The organism is Bacillus sp. AR2-1, from assembly GCF_008368755.1.
Lineage (GTDB): Bacteria > Bacillota > Bacilli > Bacillales > Bacillaceae_G > Bacillus_A > Bacillus_A wiedmannii.
Window position 1 is genome coordinate 164,012 of sequence record NZ_QORY01000020.1, and the last position, 18,200, is coordinate 182,211.

19 protein-coding genes and 1 pseudogene are annotated in these 18,200 nt (G+C 35.2%); 14 read left to right on the forward strand and 6 right to left on the reverse strand.

All coding sequences use genetic code 11. The annotated features are described in order from the left end of the window. Positions 1-21 precede the first annotated feature (21 nt). The gene (locus DT250_RS23625; protein ID WP_000720204.1) at positions 22-801 is read right to left on the reverse strand and encodes a M15 family metallopeptidase; all 780 of its coding nucleotides are present in this window, start codon (positions 799-801) and stop codon (positions 22-24) included. A 265-nt stretch (positions 802-1,066) separates the two neighbouring features. Here DT250_RS23625 and motA point away from each other — a divergent pair, with 265 nt between their 5' ends. Beyond that, a complete protein-coding gene (gene motA, locus DT250_RS23630) occupies positions 1,067-1,861 on the forward strand; it encodes a flagellar motor stator protein MotA (protein ID WP_060488187.1) in 795 nt (264 codons plus the stop codon). Beyond that, positions 1,851-2,639, forward strand: a complete 789-nt coding sequence (gene motB, locus DT250_RS23635) for a flagellar motor protein MotB (RefSeq protein ID WP_001256743.1) — start codon at positions 1,851-1,853, stop codon at positions 2,637-2,639. The genes motA and motB overlap by 11 nt, the downstream gene beginning before the upstream one ends. Positions 2,640-2,663: 24 nt before the next feature. On the opposite strand, the gene DT250_RS23640 is transcribed toward motB, so the two are convergent. Continuing rightward, positions 2,664-3,491 carry a 5'-nucleotidase, lipoprotein e(P4) family gene (locus DT250_RS23640; RefSeq protein ID WP_000782761.1) on the reverse strand — a complete coding sequence of 276 codons (828 nt, stop codon included), beginning with the start codon at positions 3,489-3,491 and terminating at the stop codon, positions 2,664-2,666. Between the two features lie 343 nt (positions 3,492-3,834). Here DT250_RS23640 and DT250_RS23645 point away from each other — a divergent pair, with 343 nt between their 5' ends. The 3 genes from DT250_RS23645 to DT250_RS23655 all read left to right on the forward strand — a co-directional run bounded on the left by DT250_RS23645 (position 3,835) and on the right by DT250_RS23655 (position 6,495). Next, entirely contained in the window at positions 3,835-4,719 is an 885-nt protein-coding gene (locus DT250_RS23645) for an ABC transporter ATP-binding protein (RefSeq protein WP_142310504.1), read from the forward strand. A gap of 2 nt (positions 4,720-4,721) precedes the next feature. After that, positions 4,722-5,945, forward strand: a complete 1,224-nt coding sequence (locus DT250_RS23650; RefSeq protein WP_097908284.1) for an ABC transporter permease — start codon at positions 4,722-4,724, stop codon at positions 5,943-5,945. Between the two features lie 118 nt (positions 5,946-6,063). Further along, positions 6,064-6,495: an Rrf2 family transcriptional regulator gene (locus DT250_RS23655; RefSeq protein ID WP_000512998.1), complete on the forward strand. Its 432-nt coding sequence runs from the start codon at positions 6,064-6,066 to the stop codon at positions 6,493-6,495. A gap of 59 nt (positions 6,496-6,554) precedes the next feature. Here the strand turns inward: DT250_RS23655 and DT250_RS23660 are convergent, their stop codons facing one another. Then, the gene (locus tag DT250_RS23660; RefSeq protein WP_000913204.1) at positions 6,555-7,220 is read right to left on the reverse strand and encodes an MIP/aquaporin family protein; all 666 of its coding nucleotides are present in this window, start codon (positions 7,218-7,220) and stop codon (positions 6,555-6,557) included. Between the two features lie 143 nt (positions 7,221-7,363). Then, positions 7,364-8,329 carry a DMT family transporter gene (locus tag DT250_RS23665; RefSeq protein ID WP_087985341.1) on the reverse strand — a complete coding sequence of 322 codons (966 nt, stop codon included), beginning with the start codon at positions 8,327-8,329 and terminating at the stop codon, positions 7,364-7,366. A gap of 100 nt (positions 8,330-8,429) precedes the next feature. On the opposite strand from DT250_RS23665, the gene DT250_RS23670 reads away from it, so the two are divergent. Then, positions 8,430-9,002, forward strand: coding sequence for a helix-turn-helix domain-containing protein (locus DT250_RS23670; protein ID WP_097908282.1), 573 nt, complete (start codon positions 8,430-8,432; stop codon positions 9,000-9,002). A gap of 65 nt (positions 9,003-9,067) precedes the next feature. On the opposite strand, the gene DT250_RS23675 is transcribed toward DT250_RS23670, so the two are convergent. After that, positions 9,068-9,253, reverse strand: a complete 186-nt coding sequence (locus DT250_RS23675; RefSeq protein WP_000044335.1) for a PspC domain-containing protein — start codon at positions 9,251-9,253, stop codon at positions 9,068-9,070. Positions 9,254-9,586: 333 nt separating this feature from the next. Here DT250_RS23675 and DT250_RS23680 point away from each other — a divergent pair, with 333 nt between their 5' ends. The 6 genes and pseudogenes from DT250_RS23680 to DT250_RS23705 all read left to right on the forward strand — a co-directional run bounded on the left by DT250_RS23680 (position 9,587) and on the right by DT250_RS23705 (position 14,703). After that, complete coding sequence (locus DT250_RS23680) at positions 9,587-10,828, forward strand: amidohydrolase family protein (RefSeq protein ID WP_075312488.1); 1,242 nt, start codon at positions 9,587-9,589, stop codon at positions 10,826-10,828. Positions 10,829-10,926: 98 nt separating this feature from the next. Then, positions 10,927-12,222 (forward strand): purine/pyrimidine permease, encoded by a 1,296-nt coding sequence (locus DT250_RS23685; protein ID WP_149213779.1) that lies wholly within the window; start codon positions 10,927-10,929, stop codon positions 12,220-12,222. 165 nt (positions 12,223-12,387) lie between these two features. Continuing rightward, positions 12,388-12,612: a spore germination transcription factor GerE gene (gene gerE / locus DT250_RS23690; protein ID WP_000659484.1), complete on the forward strand. Its 225-nt coding sequence runs from the start codon at positions 12,388-12,390 to the stop codon at positions 12,610-12,612. Positions 12,613-12,798: 186 nt separating this feature from the next. After that, the gene (locus DT250_RS23695) at positions 12,799-13,086 is read left to right on the forward strand and encodes a hypothetical protein (protein ID WP_048541328.1); all 288 of its coding nucleotides are present in this window, start codon (positions 12,799-12,801) and stop codon (positions 13,084-13,086) included. A gap of 157 nt (positions 13,087-13,243) precedes the next feature. Beyond that, positions 13,244-13,905: pseudogene (locus DT250_RS23700) on the forward strand (type 1 glutamine amidotransferase domain-containing protein). 159 nt (positions 13,906-14,064) lie between these two features. Further along, positions 14,065-14,703 (forward strand): TetR/AcrR family transcriptional regulator, encoded by a 639-nt coding sequence (locus DT250_RS23705; RefSeq protein WP_097908280.1) that lies wholly within the window; start codon positions 14,065-14,067, stop codon positions 14,701-14,703. A gap of 49 nt (positions 14,704-14,752) precedes the next feature. On the opposite strand, the gene DT250_RS23710 is transcribed toward DT250_RS23705, so the two are convergent. After that, positions 14,753-15,436 carry a type 1 glutamine amidotransferase domain-containing protein gene (locus DT250_RS23710; protein WP_088610030.1) on the reverse strand — a complete coding sequence of 228 codons (684 nt, stop codon included), beginning with the start codon at positions 15,434-15,436 and terminating at the stop codon, positions 14,753-14,755. A gap of 369 nt (positions 15,437-15,805) precedes the next feature. Between DT250_RS23710 and DT250_RS23715 the strand changes: the two genes are divergently transcribed. Then, on the forward strand, positions 15,806-17,131 hold the full coding sequence (locus tag DT250_RS23715; protein WP_097908279.1) for an MFS transporter: 1,326 nt from the start codon (positions 15,806-15,808) through the stop codon (positions 17,129-17,131). Between the two features lie 209 nt (positions 17,132-17,340). Further along, positions 17,341-18,150 carry a glutamate racemase gene (gene racE / locus DT250_RS23720; protein ID WP_000774000.1) on the forward strand — a complete coding sequence of 270 codons (810 nt, stop codon included), beginning with the start codon at positions 17,341-17,343 and terminating at the stop codon, positions 18,148-18,150. Positions 18,151-18,200 lie beyond the last annotated feature (50 nt).

Here is an 18,200-nt window from a genome sequence, read left to right on the forward strand (position 1 = left end):
ATAAGAGAGCAATTTGCTCTCTTATTTTTTGTCTTTCATTGCTTCTTCTAATGTTAAATGATGTTTATATATGTATGTAGCGTATGGATTACCAACGTAGCGCAAATGCCACGGTTCATATGAATATTCTGTTGTTTCTGTTTTATCTTCTAAATAACGAATTACAAAGCCAAATTCATGGGCATGTTTTGCAACCCATTTTCCTTCGGCTGTCTCTCCAAAAATAGGCTCTAATTGGAATTTAGCAGATTTTGAACTAATATCCATTGCTAAACCAGTTTGATGTTCACTCGTACCAGGAATGGCACTTACTGAATCAGCTTCAGCTTTTCCTTGACGTCTAACGTATGTATCATGTAATGATTTTTGGCGTTTGTATGAACGATAACCAGATACAGCTGTAAGTTCAAGTCCTTCTTTCTTTGCCGCTTCAAACATATTTTCAAGCGCATCTGCAGCATCTTTACGCAGTAGCGTTTTTTCTTTATCTTTTGGACTAGTAAATGGTACGTTTGGTCTTGTTAAGTCTTCAGGTGTGTATCCGTCTGGTAGTTTTCGATGTTTATTAACTAAGACAAGATTAGACTCTGGATTTGTTACAACGGAAAAATCATTTTCTAGCTTCTTTGCAGTATGATCAGCTTTTGGAAAAGCAGGAATCTCTTCTTTTTGGTGATTACTATGCTGTTGACTTTCGACAGCTTTCGCCTCATTTTGTAGTGGTGGTTTAGAACTAAAGTAAGCGAAAGAAGTGATACCGATTACAATAGTAGTGGCAGAAATAATGATTATCTTTTTCATGATACCTTGTAATCACAGTCCTTTCTTAATAAAATATGTATCGTTTTTTATTATAAGTCTAGTTTACTGAAAAAGAAATATAAGAGTCGTAACGTAATAGAAATGCAAAGAAAATGTCAGAAAATGTGTGAAATTGTAGTATTTTTTCATTTAATTCATTTCTTATCTTTCATGAAATGAATTTTTTATGTAATATATATACATAAGAAGATGTAGCGATTATCGAGAATAAAGAACTTCTTGTATAGACTAGGAGTGAATGGGAATGGATTTTGCAACAATTATTGGACTTATTTTAGGATTTGTAGCGGTAGTAGTAGGGATGGTCGTCAAGGGCGCTGACATAAATGCCTTATTGAATCCTGCCGCAGCATTAATTATTTTTATCGGTACATTTGCTGCAGTATGTATAGCATTTCCGATGAATCAACTAAAAAGGGTTCCAAAATTATTTAAAGTTCTTTTTGGTTCAAATAAAAAGGATTTAAGTTATGAACAGTTGCTAGAATTATTTGTTCATTGGACATCAGAAAGTAGAAAATATGGTATTTTGTCTTTAGAGCAACAATTAGACAAAATTCAAGATGAATTTCTTTTGCGTGGTATGAAATTTGTGATTGATGGCGTATCCGCAGAAGATCTAGAACAGATTTTAGAAGCTGAATTAGAAGCAATTGAAGAAAGGCATGCAAAAGGAGCGGCAATTTTTTCTCAAGCTGGTACATATGCACCGACATTAGGGGTTTTAGGTGCTGTTATTGGTCTTGTAGCTGCACTTGGCAATTTAACTGATATTGAAAAGTTAGGTCACGCTATTTCGGGTGCTTTTATTGCAACGATTTTTGGTATTTTTTCAGGCTATGTATTATGGCATCCATTTGCAAATAAACTAAAGCAAAAATCTGCAGCTGAATTAGAGAAAAAACGTTTAATTATTGATTGTTTATTAATGTTACAAGAGGGTACATATCCGTTTATTATGAAGAACCGCATTTTAGGTGCACTTTCTGCAACTGAGCGTAAAAAGCTAGAAAAAGGAGCAGAAAAAAATGCGGAGTAAAAAAAATAGAAGAGGCAAAAAGAAAAAACACGAAGAACATATCGATGAAACTTGGTTAATCCCTTATTCTGATATGTTAACGTTGTTATTTGCATTGTTCATCGTTTTATTTGCGATGAGTAGTATAGATGCTGCGAAGTTCAAACAGATGGCAGTAGCATTTCGAAGCGAATTAGCAGGTGGAACAGGAAATAAAGAGTTTTTAAGTGATCAGAAGCCAAATGATGAAAAGGAATTATCAGCAAGTAGCCTTGAGGCAGAACAAGCAAAAAAACAAGAAGAAGCTAGAGAAAAAGAAAAAAAAGAAATGGATGAATTGAAAGCATTACAAAAAAAGATTGATCAATATATTAATGAGAAACAATTATCCTCTTCTTTTCAAACTAAATTAACTGAAAAGGGATTAATGGTGACAATATTAGAGAATGTGCTGTTTGATTCGGGGAAAGCAGATGTGAAGTTAGAATCACTAGGGATTGCAAAAGAGATGTCTAGCTTACTTGTTTCAGCGTCACCTCGTGAGATTACAGTATCTGGTCATACGGATAATGTCCCTATTGCCAATGCGCAGTTTGCATCGAACTGGGAATTAAGTACGCAGCGTGCAGTTAATTTTATGCAAGTATTACTCCAAAATAAAGAATTACAACCAGAAAAATTTAGTGCGATTGGTTACGGAGAATACCGTTCAATTGCTCCAAACGATACACAAGAAGGAAAGGCAAAGAATAGGCGTGTGGAAGTGTTTATCTTGCCTTTAACAGAGAAGGGAAAATAAAGAGGATGGCGAATGCCATCCTCTTTATTTTGCATCAAATGATTTTAAGTTGTCGCGACGGATTTTATCTTTTTCAGCATCTGATTTTTTGAAATCATAATCATATAAAGCGCCTTCCCAATCACCATACATCGGATTCGGGAAAATAATAAATTTCTCACCAAATTGTTCTTTTGAATCTGCAACTGTTTGATTGCGATCTTTTACAGATTTCCCATCAAAACCAGTGAAATCAGATAAGTTATCACCGAAGAATAAGACGATATCATGTGTTTGCGAAACGAGTTCACGGCGTTTTTCTTTTCCTTTTTCTTTCGGATCTTGTAGTAATATATGTTCTTTCGTTGCTTGAGGAGCACCTACACGCTCAAGATTTTTAATTGTTGCATCTAGTTGGTTCGTTTTACGATTTGAGATGTAATAAATATCTACACCTTTAGATTCTGTATATTTTAAGAAATCAATTGCGCCTGGAAGGGCTTCAGCTTCAGCCTTATTAATCCAGTCATCCCATTTATACGGATAGCCTTTTCCTGTTTTTACGCTCATTGCTTGATGAGGACTGTTGTCTAAAACCGTTTCATCTAAATCAAGTACGATAGCAGGTTTTTTCTCTGTCCCTTTTGCAAGAGCTGCATCAAGCTTCAATTGACCGATATTGTATCCTTGGTAGTAAAGTGCTTTCGTTTCACCGGCTGTTTGATACCATAAATCAGCCATTAATTGCTGTTCTGTTAATTTTACTTTTTCTTCTTTTGCCACTGTTTTCTCTGGTGTTCCTGAACATGCTACAAGCGATGTAGATAGAACCGCTACAGATAATAAAGTGGTAATACCCCTCTTCATCTTCATATGTATCCTCCTTGATGTTAGAAAATCATCTTATATTATATATTAAAATATAAAAATTTTTTTATGAACATTTGCATATTGTCTTTTGTATATATAGTAGTATGTCCTATATTAGAAAGATGAGAAAAATAATGGAAATCATTTTGACAACTTTTATTGTCTAAATGACAATTATAATTGACAAATGACATGATATTATTTACAATTTTAACTAAATAGAACAAATGATGGATTAAGGAGATGTTACATACTAAGAGGATGAAGTGTAGTGCTATATTTTATCCTGAATAAACATAGTCTTTGAGAGAGAGTATGAATGATATTAAAGGGGAGGCTTTATACTTTGAGTTTACAAATTCAGAACTTAACGAAACTATTTGGGGAATCAAAAGCAGTGAACGGTTTGCAAATTTCGTTACCAAAAGGTGAAGTGCTAGGATTACTTGGACGAAATGGTGCAGGAAAAACAACGACAATCAAAATGCTTCTCGGATTATTAACGCCTAATGAAGGATCTATTACATGGGATGGAAAATCATTTGGGACTAGTGGGGTAATGATTGGGTATTTACCAGAAGAAAGAGGTTTATATACAAAAAGTAGAGTAATAGACCAGTTGCGATATTTTGGTAGATTAGAAGGAATGTCGAAAAAAGAAGTAGATCTTGCTATTGATCACTGGTTAGAGCGATTAGCAATACCGGAATATAAATTTAAAACGGCAGGAGAGCTTTCAAAAGGAAATCAGCAAAAAATCCAATTAATTGCTGCTCTTCTTCATAATCCTGAACTTCTCATTTTAGATGAACCATTTAGTGGACTGGATCCAGTTAATGCTGGAATGTTAGCTAGCATTATTGAAGAACAAGTACAGAGCGGAAAGACAATTATTTTATCTAGTCATCGTATGGAACAAGTAGAGGCTTTTTGCCAACATGTATGTATTTTGAAAAAAGGCGAAGCAGTCGTAAAAGGCCAGTTAAGTGATATTAAAAAAGAGTACGGTTTCCGTAATTTAACGATTGAAGATACAGAAGAGAATGCGAAGGGATTAGAAGCTATTCATGTATCGTATGAAAAACAACAAGGCCTTCTTTATGTGCAAGTACAAGATGATGCAGAAGCTCTAAAGATTTTACAACAGTTGCAAGAACAAGGTGTTACCTTACGACAATTTAAAATGTTAGAGCCGACGTTAAACGAAATCTTTGTAGAGAGGGCGAAATAACGATGCGTAAATTTTCTCACGTATTTTCATTTTATTTCAGGGAAGCATTTTTATCTAAAAAATCATTAATCATGAGCGCGATTTTATTTTTAATTGTTTTTGGGATTTTTGCGTTCAATCATTTTACTTCAAGTAATGATAAAAATAAGGATAAAGATAAAATTGCAGTTGTGACAGAGAGTTCTACATATAAAATACAAAAAGAAGAGTTAACTAAGTTATTACCATCAGCTAAATTAACAATTGGTTCAAAAGAAGATTTCAATAAACTGCATAAACAAGTAGAAGAAGGCGAGTTAGACGGTTTGTTTCGTGTAACTGAAAAGAATGGAGTTCCAGAAGTCACGTATATGTTTAATGGGTTCGCTAGTGAAACAAATTCTACAATTATAGCTAGTTATTTAAAGGGAAAATATATGGCGGTAACAGTTGCTAAACATAATGTTTCACCAGAAATTGCACAACAATTGCAAACCGAAATTTCTGTGAAACAAGAAGCAATAAAAGATCGTTCTGCCTCTGCCGGAATTGCATATTTCTTCATATTCGCTTTATATATGTTTATTGTTGCGTTCGGAAGCACAATTGCGATGAATATTGCTTCTGAAAAAGCTTCTCGCGTTATGGAAGTTATGATTCCGAAAGTAAAACCTCTTACGATGATGTATGCAAAAATTTTAGCGGTTGTTTCAACGGCGTTATTACAACTTGTCATATTGGCATGTGGTTATTTAGTTCCTTATTTACTAGGGTGGGTAGATTTAGAAAATGGTTCATTATTTGGCATAATTGATGTTACAAAGTTAGATGCAAAAATAATCGGTATGTTCCTAATTTATTTTGTTACAGGATATTTCCTGTATGCGATGATGTATGCAGCTGCTGGTGCGGTTGTTTCTAAGACGGAGGATTTGCAAGGTGTAATGCTACCGATTTCAATTTTAATAATTGCAGCATTCTTTATAAGTCTTAAATCGTTAGGTGACCCAAATAGTACTATCGTTGTTATAAGCTCTTATGTTCCGTTCTTTACCCCGATGGTTACATTCTCACGCTTTGTAGCTGGTGAAACTGGTATGTTAGAAATTATGATAACATTGGCGGGGCTTTTAGCGACAATCGGTATTTTAAGTGCTGTTACAAGTCGCATTTACGTAAATGGCGTAATGAATTACTCAGATAAAGTGAAATTTAAAGATTTAGCGAAGTTTATAAAGCGTCAATAATGAGAGAAAAGTATGATTTCCTATTGGAATCATGCTTTTTCTTTATGTATAAATTAAAAATAGTATATAATAATAAGAGTCGTCTTTTAATAGAATGAATACAAAGGAGGGTGTGCAGATGGGGATTAGTAGTCGTTTTACAGTAGGTGTTCATATGTTAACGTTACTTGCGATAGATCGAAACTCTCGCTGTACCTCTGAATGGATTGCTGGTAGTGTGAATACAAATCCAGTTGTGATTCGTCGCATTACAGGAATGTTGAAGAGAGCAGGACTTGTTGATGTACAAGCTGGTAAAGGTGGTACGACACTTGCTCGTGATTTAGAAGAAATTACATTACTTGATGTATATAAAGCAGTGGAAGTTGTAGAAGAAGGACAACTATTTTCCTTCCATGAAAATCCCAACATTGAATGTCCAGTAGGAGCTAATATTCAATCAGTATTAGAAATTATTTTAATGCAAGCGCAAGAAGCGATGGAAAACGTACTTGCAAATGTAACGGTAGATCAATTAGTTACAAACTTAAAGTCTAAAATGAAAGAGTAAAAAAGCGAGCAACCTCATAATGAGGGCTCGCCTTTTTTTATTCAGAAATATTGAAAATTCTATTTTTCAGTATTTAAAATGAATTTACCAACAATAGCTGCTACGATACCACCAAGAATTGGTGCTACGATGAATACCCATAGTTGAGAAAGTGCTTCTCCGCCAGCGAATAGAGCTGGTGCGATACTACGAGCTGGGTTAACAGAAGTTCCAGTTAACGGAATTCCTAATAAGTGAACTAAAACTAATGTGAAACCAATTACTAATCCTGCTAGAGAAGAACTTCCTTTTTTACCTGTTACAGCAACGATAACTAAAATGAATACGAAAGTTAAAATAAATTCAACTAGAAATGCTCCAGATAAACCAAGAGTTCCAAAACCATTTTGTCCTAAATTATCTAAAGGTGTTTTAGCAGAGCGTAAAATCGTTACTAACGTTGCAGTTCCTAATAAACCACCTAAAATTTGAGCTAATACATAATAACAAAGTTCCATAGCGTTCATTCTTTTGTTGATGAACATAGCTACTGATACTGCTGGGTTAATGTGACATCCAGAAATTGTTCCGATGCTATATGCCATAGCCACAATAGATAGACCGAAAGCCATAGCGATTCCTAATGTTCCAATTCCTTCAATTCCGCCGCCAATGACAGCTACTCCAGTTCCGAATAATACAAGTACAAATGTACCAATAAATTCAGCGATTGCTTTTTTTAACATAATTTACCTCCTAATATTGCGCATGAAACGTATTATAACATAGGTTTTAGTATAAATAGCTAATGAAATACTATTCTGATAAGACGAAATAGGGGGACAATAAAAAAAGAGTATAGTTCTTTGTTAGAGAACTATACTCTTTTTTATGCAGTTTTTTTCTGCCTAACGACTGGAGCAGAACGGTTTAAAACGCTATTTGCAACCATTCCTAACATAATAATAATCATTCCTAGTAGGGAAAGACCACCAGGAAATGAACCATTCAAGAAAACAATTTCGCCAAGCACGGTAAAGACCATCGTTCCAGCTTGCGTTGCTTCAACAGCTCCAAGTAGAGAGAGGTTATCTTTGGCTAAGTCAGTAGCAAAGAAAAATGTCATCGTCGCAATCACGCCAGAACATAAGGCTAACAAAAATCCTTGCAACATTTGGCTGGATGTTGGAATACCGGTAGTAGAAAATCCATATATACCAAGTAAAATTGTTATAGGTAGACTTCCTATTGCCATTCCTAATACACGTTGGAACGTATCAAGACGTCCGCCAACAAGTTCCATCATTTTTCGGTTGCCGAATGGATATAAGAAGGCTGCTACTACGACAGGTAAAAAACCTGAAATGAACTGAGTCATTGTAATATGACCTGCTGCAGTCGCTTGCATACAAATTACACCAAGTAAAATAAATAATGCGACATATAAACTACGAAGTGGAATTTTTCCGCGTACAAGTTTTGTGCCTGATTTCGTTTCTAATTTAACGAAGAATAATGGTGATAAAAGTAAACCTGCTAATATAGTAACTTGCCAAGTTCCAGCAACGAGCCAAGCTGGAGAAAAGACAGCTGCGAAACTTAATAAAGAATAGAAACCAATACCAGCAACGGAACCCCATCCGATCCACGCTAATGGATGTTTCTTTAATTCTTCCCATAAACCCCTTAAGTTTTTGCGAAATAAAACGATAAGGAATAAAATAGGGAGAGCAAATAAAAAACGGAAGGAAGCTGTCCAGGCCCAGCTCGTTCCAGATACATTCATCGCTCGATTAATAATAAAGGTTGCGGAAAAAAAGGCTGATGATAAAAGGCCTAATAAAATTGCGCGCATGAAGTATAGCACTCCTTTCGGAATTTGATAATTATGTATAGTATAATATACTTAAAAATGATAAAAGTAAACTATTTTATACTTTAAGGTGGTTTTATAGATGAAAGAACATGAAGATATGCAAACGAAAGAAGTCATTCAGCAAGTAGGTCAGCTGTTAAGACAAATTCGAAATGAACAAAAATTAAGTTTAGAAGAATTAGCCCAAAAAACAGGGGTTAGTAAATTAACATTAGGAAAGATTGAAAGAGGCGAAACGAATCCGACGTTAGCTGTCATTTGGAAAATAACGAAAGGGTTATCGATTCCTTTATCGAGATTGATGGTTGTTGGAGAACCTGTAGCTGTGGCGCGCTGCGGAGAAGGATTTGCAGTAGATGTAGGACAAGCATGGCATTTAGAAACGATGTTCCGCTATACGAAAGAAACGGGGATGGAAATGCACCGTGCTTGTTTAAGATCGAATAGTATATATGAACCAGAAGCTCATCATGAAGGTGCTATTGAGCTTGTAACAGTAATGAAAGGGAAAGTATCGATTCAAGTAGAAAGCGATGTATACGAATTAAATGAGTTTGACTCTATTCAATTTGAAGCGAATAAAAAACATAGTTATAGAAATGAAGAAGATCAAGTAGCAGTATTACATTTAACGATGAAATATTCTTCATAAAAAAATCACCTATAGAATTCTATAGGTGATTTTTTATATTTCGATTAAGTATATGCAGGATGCCACTAGTACGAACGTGGCATAAGTAATAAACAAATAAAATAAACTAAAAACCCCGTCCCAAAACATAAAATAGCAATGACCCAAAGTATGCGAATGAGAGTAGAGCTAATATCAAAATATTCCCCTAAACCACCACATATACCAAATAGCATTTTATCAGTTTCGGATTTACATAACCTTTTTGACATCTTCCAATCCACTCCTTTTTATCCCGCTTTAACGGGTAGTAAGAACTCCACCTAAAAATTCAGCGAAAGCAAAGAAGTTAGGTGGGGATTAACTGCCTGTAAAAGCCCGATTGGTTTAACTAATGATCAGTGGGGGGATGAACAACCCCCCACTGATCAAAGTTTCACTTTATAGCAAGCTATATACTTCTATTCTATATGGAAATTTATGAGAAGACTATGCGGTTGTATTACATTTTTTTTTGGGAACAGTCGTATTAATTGTCTTAATTTTCAGTTGATATTAAAATTATAGTAAGAGGTAACTTTTAATAAAGGGTGGGGGAAATAGAGATGACAGTATATTGGCTGACTAATGTAATGCTTGAATCGGGGTATACATATGAAGAGGGGAGAATTTCCCAAACAGAAACAGAGTTATGTAGTTTACTCATTGAAGATGGACGAATTAAAAAAATGATAGCAGGGGCTGTTCAAGAGGAAGGAGTATTAATTCTTGATGCTAATCGTTTATTGATTTTGCCAGCTTTCGAAGAGATGCATATTCATATTGATAAGACATATTATAGTGGCCCTTGGAAAGCTTGTATGCCAGCAGAGAATATTTTTACGCGTTTTAATGAAGAAGAAAAAATTCTGCCGAAGCAATTAGCAACTGCTCAAGATAGGGCGGAAAATATGTTAGCGTTATTGCTTCGAAATGGTGCAACGAATATAAGAACGCATTGTAATGTTGATCCGATTATTGGACTTGGTAATTTGGAGGCGACGTTAGCGGCGTTGGAAACATATAAAAATCAGGTTTCTGGTAGAATTGTTGCTTTTCCGCAACATGGATTATTGCGCAGTAATTCTGTACAACTTGTGAAAGATGCGATGCGTATGGGTGCGCATCTAGTCGGTGGAGTGGATCCAGCTACAGTGGATAATGATATTGAAAAATCATTACATACCATTATGGATATCGCAGTAGAATTTAATGCGGATGTTGATATTCATCTGCATGATGCGAATAATCTTGGGACGTTTACGATGAAGCGATTGGCAAGTTTAACAGAAGAAGCGGGATGGCAAGGTCGCGTAACAATTAGTCATGCACTTGGACTTGGTGGTGTTACGGATAAAGAAGTTGAAGAAGTGGCGGAAAGACTAGCTGCTTTAAATATTGATATTACTTCAACGGTGCCAATTGGGAAACAAGTAATCCCAATTCCGTTATTAGATAAAAAAGGTGTGAAAGTTTCATTAGGAAATGATAGTATTACTGATCATTGGTCACCGTTTGGCACAGGTGATATGCTGCAAAAGGCAAATCGATTAGCGGAACGTTTTGGGTGGAGTGACGAAAGGTCTTTAGGAAAAGCCCTTCACTTTATTACGGGAGGAAAAGAAACGTTAAACAATGAAGGGAAGCGAGCATGGCCGAATGTAGGAGATGAAGCGAGTTTTGTTTTGACGAATGCAACATGTACTGCTGAAGCGGTAGCGCGTCAAACAGAGAAACGTTTAGTCGTGCATAAAGGGAATATTGTTGTTGGAAGTTTAAATGAGGTGGAATTAAATAATCTTGTGTAAAAGAATCGTGTAAATGTTTTGAGGAGGGTTCTAATTGTGAGTGTAGAACCCTTCTTTGTTATGCTTGCAATATATTTCTTATAGGGAAGCTAGAAAGGATGAAAAATTTGGACAATCAACATAACCAAAATCATATTATGGGAACTTTGCAATGGTTTATATTTTTATTAGCGAATTCAATCGCACTACCAATTGTCGTTGGCGGATTATTTCATCTTACAACGGAAGAAATATTTTATTTAATGCAGCGTACGTTTTTGGTAGTTGGTATATCTTCTTTTTTACAAGGGTGGCTTGGACATAGACTACCAATTGCGGATGGACCAGCTGGATCGTGGGTTGGAGTATTTACCGTACTTGCTTATGCAACGGCCGGGCAAGATCAATTACATAGTACGTTGCAAATTTTAGAATTAGGAATGATAATTTCCGGTGTTATTTTAATAGGATTAGGAGTCACTGGTTTTATCGGACGTATTTTATTTTTATTCACGCCGCTTGTGACAGGGACGTTTTTACTTTTACTATGTTTACAATTAAGCGGTGTATTTCTAAAAGGAATGCTAGGAATTACTGCTACTGTTTCTCAAATCGATGGATTTACAGCGATAATTGCGTTTAGCATATTTCTTTTCGTTATTATACTATCTAACTTCGGAAAAGGTTTTGTCAAAAGTTATGCTTTTTTAATAGGATTAATTAGTGGGTGGATTCTTTTTCTCATTGCAGGAAAAATGACGATTCCATCTCAAGTAACTCATTTTGTGCAACTTCCACATGTATTTGCTTGGGGACTTCCAAAGTGGAATACAGGTATGGCTGTATCCAGTTTCGTTATGGTATGTATTTTAGTTTCAAATACAGTGGCAGCTATTATAGCAATTAATCAAGCTACCATTCAAAAGGGGACTATTGAACAAAAACAGTTGAAGGGTGGTACGTGGGTTGGAGGGATTTCGCATATCATTTCTTCTGTATTTTCAACTGTAGGTGTCGTGCCGTTACCAGCAACGGCAGGATTTATACGTTTAACGAAACAAAAATATATACGATCGTTCTTACTAGCATGTTTGTTACTAGTCGTAATGTCGTTGTTTCCAAATATTATTCGTTACTTAGCATCGTTACCACCCGCTGTCGCATCTGCGGTTTTAATGGCTTCGTTCGTACAGTTAATTGGAATTGGGTTTCATAATATAAAACAAGTGCCAATGAGCGAAAGGAATGTAACGGTTTTAGGAGTTTCTGTATTATTTGGAAGCGGTGTTATGTTTTTACCGTCTGGAGCACTCCAATCACTGCCGTCTGTTATGCAATATATATTCGGAAATGGTTTGTTCGTAGGTACAGTTGTCAGCATATTACTAGAACAAATATGGCGTAATGAAAAGTGAGTGGATACAAAGAGTGTCTGCACTGTATAAAAGTCTAAAATAACATGTGAAATAAAGCCTATTTTCATTCACCACCCGCACATTTCGTTCATACAATATCTTGACTAAATAAACACCCAACTTACACATACACGGCTCTGGCTTAAGCAAGGAGGTTTATACCAGTTGAAGGAAAAAGCGTATCAATCTAAACCGTTACTCACAAAGAGAGAGAGAGAAGTATTTGAATTACTGGTTCAAGATAAAACAACGAAGGAAATTGCAGGTGAACTTTTTATCAGTGAAAAAACAGTACGCAACCACATCTCAAACGCAATGCAAAAGCTAGGAGTTAAAGGACGTTCACAAGCAGTTGTTGAGCTTCTTCGCATGGGAGAGCTCGAACTATAAAAAGAAAGCCGACTTTTATATGAAGAGTCGGCTATTTTTCTGTTTATATTTTGAACTTAAAAAGGTATTTCAGACTTTGAGAAGGAAGATATGTTTAAGAAAGAAACGTTAAAAATAACTACTTTAGAACATGATGAGGCATTCAGGGTAGGTATCTTTGTCATTTACAAATAAGAAGGTGCAAATATGAAGTTGTATTTTAAGGATATGGAGATAGGTGAAATTAAAGATGTTTTTGGAGACATGCCATGGATGTATGGAACAATTCGTCTATATGAAAATAGTAAACCGTTCCAAAAATATTTTCGTGAGATGGTAGACGAAGATAGTGGATTTGATTTTGAAAGCATAGATCCTGAATTTTTATATGAAGGAAATTGGTCTGTTTTTGATGAGGATAATCAGCGGTATTTAGGGATTGATATACCTGCTATTCATATGGAGGATAACACGATTGCGTGGCGTTGGAGATAAAAGTTATAAGGTTGTGAAAAGCTTCGTACGAAAGAATTCAAACGATAACAACAAGTTGACTTTTATACAAAAGGTCAGCTTGTTGTTATCGTTTTTTCCGCTTGCTATATGAATGATAAGAACATTCCATACATAAATAGGTAGTAAGGAGGGGGATATGTTGAAAAGGATATTGTTAGTTTCAACAAGCGCTCATGATATGAATGGACACCCGACTGGTTTGTGGTTGGAAGAGCTCGCAGCTCCTTATAATGTATTTAAAAAAGCTAAGTTCGATGTTGATATTGTGTCGATAAAGGGCGGTAAAGTACCTATTGATAGAGTGTCTATTCCGAACGGGATACCTCGTGAATTTAAGTATGTCACTTCTTTATTGCAAAATACGAAGCCGATCTCAAATGTTCATTTTTCGGATTATGATGCGGTTTTATTTGGTGGTGGGCACGGGGCAATTGTAGATTTTCCAGGTAATCCATATGTTGCAAATTTGATTGAGAATATGTACAACAATAACCGGATTGTAGCGGCTGTTTGTCACGGAGTAAGTTCTTTAGTCGGTGTGAAAAATAAAGATGGCTCGTTTTTGTTGCCGGTAAGCGTATAACAGGTTATACAAACGATGAGGAAAAAGCTGTGCATTTAGAAAAGCGAGTGCCGTTTTTATTAGAAAGTAAATTGAAAGAAGAAGGAGCTTTGTTTTATGTTGCTCCAAATTTCACACCGCATGTAGTAGTAGATGGGCGTTTAATTACAGGGCAAAACCCGCAGTCTAGTATGGAAATAGGGAAAGCTATAAGAAGAGCTGTAAATAAATTATAGAAAAGGTGCTCGCTACTCATAAAGGTAGCGGGCATTTTTTCAGTAGTGTAAATGAAAAAGATTTAAACTAAAAAGATGTATTGAGTATAGTGACTTCATTTATAATTAATCGTGAATTTGCTATACTATTTTGTATGGACAAAAGGGGAGGCTCTTTTAATGAGAAAAGTTGCGTGTGCAAATACTTATATTAATAAAATAAAGCCCGTTATTAGAAAAACGAGTTTTAGTCAATTGAAAATAGATGAAATTGCGAAATATATGGATATTAGTAAAGCTACTTTATATAAACGTTTTTCTTCAAAAGATGAGATTATTGAAGCTGTGGTAGAAGATTTTATGAATTACCTTCTTGAGGGAGATGCGGATAATCAAGATGAAAGTATGTCTTTTGCAGAACGTTTCCAAAAGACGTTTATCCACTCTTTAAAATGTGTGACATATATTTCTGATGTCTTTTTACAAGATTTGAAAGAGGCATATCCGCACTTATTTGATCAGTTAGTTGCTGCACAACAAAATCGTAATCAAAATTTGCAAATGTTTTTTGAAGCTGGTATGGAACAAGGCTACTTTAATAAAATGAACGCACAATTATTTATGGTGCAAGATGATGTGATGTTAAGACGTATTATAAATCATTCTTTTTGTATTCAGTACGATATTACGTTAAAGAAAGCGATACTTGATTTTTATCAATTGAAGAAGTATCAACTTTTTAAACCAGAGTATATAGATGCAATTGATGATTCGGAAATTGAAAAAGAAGTTATTGCTATTTTGCAAATGATTTCGTAAAAAAGCAGGTTTTCCTATAGTAATGGAAAACCTGCTTTTTTATTACCTGTTATTTGTTTACGTGTTGTAATACTAATTCAGCTACTGGACCACCTGAAGCTGGGTTTTGACCAGTGATAACACGATTATCTTCTATAGCATAAGCTTCCCAAGGTTGCGCAGCTTTTTTGTAAAGTCCTCCATTTTTAATGAGTTCATCTTCTGTTAAAAATGGAACAAATTGATCTAATTCAGCTAGTTTTTCTTCTTCGTTTGAAAAACCTGTTACTTTTTTACCACTAATTAAACGTTCCCCATTACTTAATGTGATATGAAATAAACCAGCAGCTCCGTGACAAACAGAGGAAACGATTCCGCCATTTTCATAAATGTTGCGGCTAATCATTTGAAGTTCTTTATTTTCTGGGAAGTCCCAAATCACACCGTGACCGCCTGCGTAATAAATGACGGCGTAGTCTTCTGGGTTCACTTCACTCGGTTTCATTGTAGAACCGAGACGATTCATAAATTCTTTCTTTTGATACCATTCCCAATCGACGCTCTCTGCCATTGCTAAACTATGCGGATCAATTGGTGTATAACCGCCTTGTGGGCTGACATAATCTACTTCGTAACCAGCTTCTTCTACTTTTTTAACGAAATGGACAGCTTCACCAAGCCAAAGCCCAGTAGCTCTATTTAAATTTGGATATTTTTCTACGCTCGTTAATACGACTAACATTTTTTTCTTCATCATAATCCCCCTATAATGTTTCTTCTATATAAAAGCTCTTTATTTACTTAATTTTATTAAGTTAGAAATTGCAAACTTGAATAACCACGTCAGTCCTCCTTATATCGGATTCGAAATTAGTGTATAACAATTTTTGAACAAAGTAAACTAAAAACACTAATTTAGTTTACTTTGTATATTTTTCGTTGACAAACTGTAATGCTGAAACTATGATAGTTCCATGAATATCGAACAACGTACATGTTTCGTTTCGAATTCAGTTTGTCGCGCGATAAATTTATACATTTGATGAAGTTGTTTAGTGTTGAGAGAAGCGCTAAACAACTTTATTTTCATTTGCAGCTACTACAATCAGGAGAGGTGTTACACATGGGGAAAGATATAAGTAACCATTCAAAATGGTTTGTTTTCACATTATGTTTTATCGTTTTATTAGGACCGATGAATGCGGTTTTATTTAATGTAGCGTTAGAAGATATTGCTAATGATTTATCCATTAGCCAATCGAAAGTAAGCTGGGTTGTAGTAGGTTATTCCTTGGTTGTCGGTATTGGTTCGATGATCTATGGGAAGCTGGCTGATCGTTACAGTGTAAAAAAACTATTAATTATTTCAATCATCATATTTGTAGCGGGTTCTATTATTGGATTTATGAATCAATCTTATACGATTACCATTCTTGCAAGATTAGTGCAGGCGAGTGGAGGAGCGGCGTTTATTGCGCTTAGTATGATTGCAGTGGCAAAATTAGTTGTTCCTGATAAGAAGCCTGATGCATTAGCGATGATCAGTTCTTCTATTGCATTAGCAATAGGTATTGGTCCTTTAGTTGGCGGGGCTATTACAAATACATTGGGTTGGCCATATTTATTTTTATTTATGGTTATTTCAGTAGTTGGGATTTTCTTACTTATAAAATTTATGCCAGAAGAAGCACAGCATACGGATGAAGCGTTTCATTTTGATTACATTGGAGCGGTGTTATTATTTGCGTTCATTACGACTGTTTTATTAGGTGTAAATATTAATAGTTGGCTATTTGTGTTATCGGTAGTTTTCTTATTTTTATTCACGGTTCGTATGAAGAACGCGGAGCATCCATTTATTGATATTGAGTTGTTTGCAAATAAACCATTTCTTCGTTTAATAGCGGTCGGATTTATAATGAATGTGGCGTTATGTGCTAGTTTATTATTATTACCATTGCTGTTAGGAAGAGAGCACGGATTGTCTCCATTCGTTATCGGAATTGCATTGTTTATTGCATCACTCTTTGGTATTGTATCTAGTTTTATTACTGGAAAAATTGTCCCTTCCTTTGGAAATGTGAATATGATTTATGTAGCGTCTGTCATTATGATCGTTGGCTTTTTAATTTTAGGGTTTATTCCGAATGGGAACATAGTCGTTATTGTAGTGGCGATTATTTTAACATTTATGAGTTATTCAGCTATTCAAGTATCATTAAACACATTTATACCGAAAACATTACATCCAACTAAAGTTGGAGTCGGTCTTGGTTTATATAATTTAATTAACTTTTTCGGTATGGCATTTGGACCAGCTGTAGCGAGCAAAATTATGGAATCTACAAATAGTTATCGTTTGAATTTTATTTTAATTGTCATTTTAATTTCTTCTCATTTCTTCTTATTAATAGGAATGTCTTCTTTCCAAAAAAAGATGGAGCAATAAATACGCGCTTTATATAGAAGAAACCGACTTTCATATAGAAGGTCGGTTATTTTTCTGTCTTGCAAATTATGAAAAAAAGGAGCAAAATAAAAAAGTCCTAGTCTATACAGGTACAAATGAAAATTTTCATACAGAAGCAGTTTAAGTTAGCGAACTTAAAGTGTGTAAAATATAATGATAAAATAAGATGATGAATGAGAAAACGGGTGATGAAGTTGAATAGAGCAATCGGTGTTATCGATTCAGGAGTTGGCGGTTTAACAGTAGCGAAGGAATTAATTCGTCAGTTGCCGAAAGAGCGTATTATATATTTAGGGGATACGGCACGTTGCCCTTATGGTCCACGTTCTCGAGAAGAAGTGCGTCAATTTACGTGGGAAATGACGGAGCATTTACTAGATTTAAATATCAAAATGTTAGTTATTGCGTGTAATACAGCAACCGCGGTTGTATTAGAAGAGATGCAGAAACAATTACCAATTCCAGTGGTAGGAGTTATTCACCCAGGATCACGTACAGCTTTAAAAGTGACAAACACGTATCATGTTGGGATTATTGGAACGATTGGAACGGTGAAAAGTGGTGCATACGAAGAAGCGCTAAAGTCTATTAATAACCGTGTTATGGTAGAAAGTTTAGCGTGTCCGCCTTTCGTTGAGCTTGTAGAGAGTGGGAATTTTGAAAGTGAAATGGCGTATGAAGTTGTACGAGAAACGTTGCAACCGCTGAAAAATACTGATATTGATACACTTATTTTAGGTTGTACACATTATCCAATTTTAGGTCCTGTTATTAAAAAAGTAATGGGGGATAAAGTACAACTCATTAGTTCAGGTGATGAAACAGCGCGCGAAGTAAGTACAATTTTATACCATAGTAAAATGTTGAATGAGGGAGAGGAACAAAGTGATCATCTCTTCTTAACGACAGGAAAAATAGGCCTATTTAAAGAAATTGCATCAAAATGGTTCGGTCAACCGATTGAAAATGTGAAACATATTCATTTAGAAAAAGAATAATAGTAGAATCCATATAAGTGAGCTCCTGAGAAATCAGGAGTTTTTTTGTT